This window comes from Moorena sp. SIO2C4 (assembly GCF_010672485.1).
GTDB lineage: Bacteria > Cyanobacteriota > Cyanobacteriia > Cyanobacteriales > Coleofasciculaceae > Moorena > Moorena producens.
In genome coordinates this window covers 1-2,825 of the sequence record NZ_JAAHGN010000998.1, presented here as the reverse complement: position 1 = coordinate 2,825, position 2,825 = coordinate 1, and the positions used below count along the sequence as shown (strand labels likewise).

The 2,825-nt window shown below is 43.3% G+C and carries 4 protein-coding genes; 2 read left to right on the top strand and 2 right to left on the bottom strand.

The window, feature by feature from the left end; all coding sequences use genetic code 11:
• Positions 1-477: 477 nt before the first annotated feature.
• The gene (locus tag F6K20_RS32695) at positions 478-1,038 is read left to right on the top strand and encodes a 3'-5' exonuclease (protein WP_287297545.1); all 561 of its coding nucleotides are present in this window, start codon (positions 478-480) and stop codon (positions 1,036-1,038) included.
• Positions 1,039-1,424: 386 nt separating this feature from the next.
• Entirely contained in the window at positions 1,425-1,976 is a 552-nt protein-coding gene (locus F6K20_RS32690; RefSeq protein WP_287251099.1) for an RNA 2'-phosphotransferase, read from the top strand.
• Here F6K20_RS32690 and F6K20_RS32685 read toward each other — a convergent pair.
• Positions 1,969-2,271, bottom strand: coding sequence for a hypothetical protein (locus F6K20_RS32685; RefSeq protein WP_287251098.1), 303 nt, complete (start codon positions 2,269-2,271; stop codon positions 1,969-1,971). The genes F6K20_RS32690 and F6K20_RS32685 overlap by 8 nt on opposite strands.
• A 15-nt stretch (positions 2,272-2,286) precedes the next feature.
• On the bottom strand, positions 2,287-2,825 hold a 539-nt coding region (locus tag F6K20_RS32680), incomplete at its 5' end, for a phosphoribosyltransferase (RefSeq protein WP_287297543.1).

The window sequence follows — 2,825 nt, the reverse complement described above, 5'->3', positions numbered from 1 at the left end:
TCGGTCCAAGTCTTTTTTTCTTCACCTATTTCACGGTAGGATTTCCCAGACGTATTACGCATGGGTTTAGAGCCCAAGGCTTCTACCCAGCTGCTAATCATATCAGCAGTTGGTGGATGCTCTTTTGGCTTGTATTATATTATAATACAAGTATATGACTTAGTTAAAAGCGTCTTGAAAACCTTGTAGGGGGGAAGCATTTGGGCAATCAATGTAGGCTGACACCCTAGTAAGTCTGTCCAAATACCTCCCCCTTCCCACCAGTAAAGAGACTACAAGGGATGCCAAGGGTGAACAACCGTCAACCAACCTTCAACCTTAAACCTTCAACCTTAAACCTTCAACCTTAAACCTTCAACCTTCAACCTTTAAGCTTCAACTTGCCAACCTTCAACCTGCCAACCTTCAACCGTCAACCGTCAACCTTCAACCTTTAACCTTCAACCTTCAACAAACGTCAACTAGCCGGAGGCTAATATGTCCAAAAAACTCGACCAAATTCTTGTTGTGGATGTTGAAGCCACCTGTTGGCAAGGGAAGCCACCCCCAGGACAAGAAAACGAAATCATTGAAATTGGGATTTGTGTATTGGATGTTGTTTCTGGGAAGCCCCTGGAAAAAGATAGTATTTTGGTAAAACCAGAACGCTCAAGGGTCAGTGAATTCTGTACCAAACTGACTACATTAACCCAGGAGCAAGTTGACCAGGGAATTTCTTTTGTTGAAGCTTGTTCAATGCTACAGGATAAGTATTTATCTGCTCGTCGAGTGTGGGCAAGCTATGGAGATTATGATCGAAATCAATTTCAAAAACAGTGTACATCTCGTTTTTTGAGATATCCCTTCGGTCCGAGACATATCAACATCAAAACCTTGTTTGCGATTAGTCAAGCTTTGCCCCATGAAGTTGGTATGGCACAAGGTTTGGATTTACTCAATCTACCGCTGGAAGGTACTCACCACCGGGGAGGAGATGATGCTTGGAATATTGCTCGGATATTCTCAACCTTACTTTTGCAATTAAGAACTAGACCATGATCTCGACTAGACTTTTTCCAGAAGTCGGGAATCGGGAATCGGGAATCGGGAATCGGGAATAGTGAACAGGGAACAGGGAACAGGGAATAGGGAATAGGGATAATAATTGATGAAAACAGTATAAAAAAAAATGTATCGCGGTCTTTAATAATGTTTATCACCACTATTTTAAACTTACAGGGTTTTTCATAGCTATCAGGTACACAGGATTTTTTTACTATTACCTATTACCTATTACCTATTACCTATTACCTATTACCTATTACCTATTACCTATTACCTATTACCTATTACCTATTACCTATTACCTGCTCCCTGCTCCCTACTCCCTGCTCCCTAAAACTTAAGAATTTGTACCTCACCCAATTGAAAACTGCTGTATCAATATGAATCCGTCTCGATTAGTAAAAATTAGTAAATATTTGAGTCAGCATCTTCGGCACCAGCCTCAGAGAATTGGAATCACACTCGCTCCTGGTGGCTGGGTTGGTGTTGAGGAACTACTGGCGGCGTCTAAAAAGCATTCCTTTCGGATCAGCCGTGCTGATTTAAATGAAGTAGTTGCCAAAAATGACAAGAAGCGCTTTTCTTTCGACTCCACAGGTACCCGAATTCGTGCCAATCAAGGTCATACGGTTCAAGTCGATTTGCAACTAGAAGTTGTGGTTCCACCAGATGTGCTTTATCACGGTACGGGTCACCGCGCAGTTGAGTCAATTCTGCGCCAGGGTTTGTGTAAAATGTCGCGACACCATGTCCATCTATCGACGGATATGGCAATTGCAAAAAAAGTTGGAGCAAGGCATGGTCGCCCTGTGGTTTTTGCCATTGATGCTGCAGCTATGCACAAAGCTGGTCACAGCTTCTATTGTTCCGATAATGGAATCTGGTTAGTGGATTGGGTATCACCAGAGTATTTACAGTTTAAAATTAAGTAAAAATGTCATCGACAAGGTGAGAAAAAGCATAAAAGCTGTAGATGATCAACAGGATAGCCATTACCTGCACCATACGGGAATTAGAGGAAGGCATGGTTGTACCCCTTACCCACATGGATACGGCTGCTCCCATGGCAAAGCTAGAACTGAGTACCAGATAGGGCCAGTCACTGGTATATCCCCAGGTGGCTAGTAAAGCCATTGCCAATGAGGTCATCATTAATTCAACGAACTCTGGTGGATTGTACTGGGTTGAAAGCACTAATGTTCGCCACCAAAACTGCCAAAGTCTCATAATTAAAGCAGATAGTTAATGCTCTAGGCTAGCGTTGACTGAAGACTCTGATATTGTAATATAGTTATGCTTATAGTTATGCTGCTGTAAATAGCTTAGAGCTTCTTGAGTTTTAACTTGAGGAAAGTTCAGGTAGAAGCGGCTAACACTTAGAAAGGGTTCCGGTGTTTGTAAGATAACCATGCGATCGCACCACTGTGATAACCAGCGTATTAATCCTCCTGGTGCCACTGGTGTGCAAATCCAGACCTGTGCTGGATTGTGGGCTTTTACTGCTTCCGTTGCTGCTGCTATGGTCATCCCAGTAGCAATGCCATCATCAACCAGCAACGCTAGCGCCCCAGTAGGATTGGTTTTCGGGCAACCCGGTTGGAGTTGAGCTAGCTGAGCTTGGGCTTTTTCTTGAGCTTGAGCTAATAGTATTTCCCGCCATTGAGCATTTTTGTTTGGCCATCGCCTTTGCCCAGACCACAGTACAACTCCGGAGGAAGTCACCGCACCGATTGCTAATTCTGGGTTGCTAACCGTAGCAATTTTTTTTGCCACTACAATAA

Bases quoted from the DNA above. Each gene is read 5' to 3' on its own strand.
- F6K20_RS32695 (WP_287297545.1), top strand. From the start codon at position 478: ATGTCCAAAAAACTCGACCAAATTCTTGTTGTGGATGTTGAAGCCACC.
- F6K20_RS32690 (WP_287251099.1), top strand. From the start codon at position 1,425: ATGAATCCGTCTCGATTAGTAAAAATTAGTAAATATTTGAGTCAGCAT.
- F6K20_RS32685 (WP_287251098.1), bottom strand. From the start codon at position 2,271: ATGAGACTTTGGCAGTTTTGGTGGCGAACATTAGTGCTTTCAACCCAG.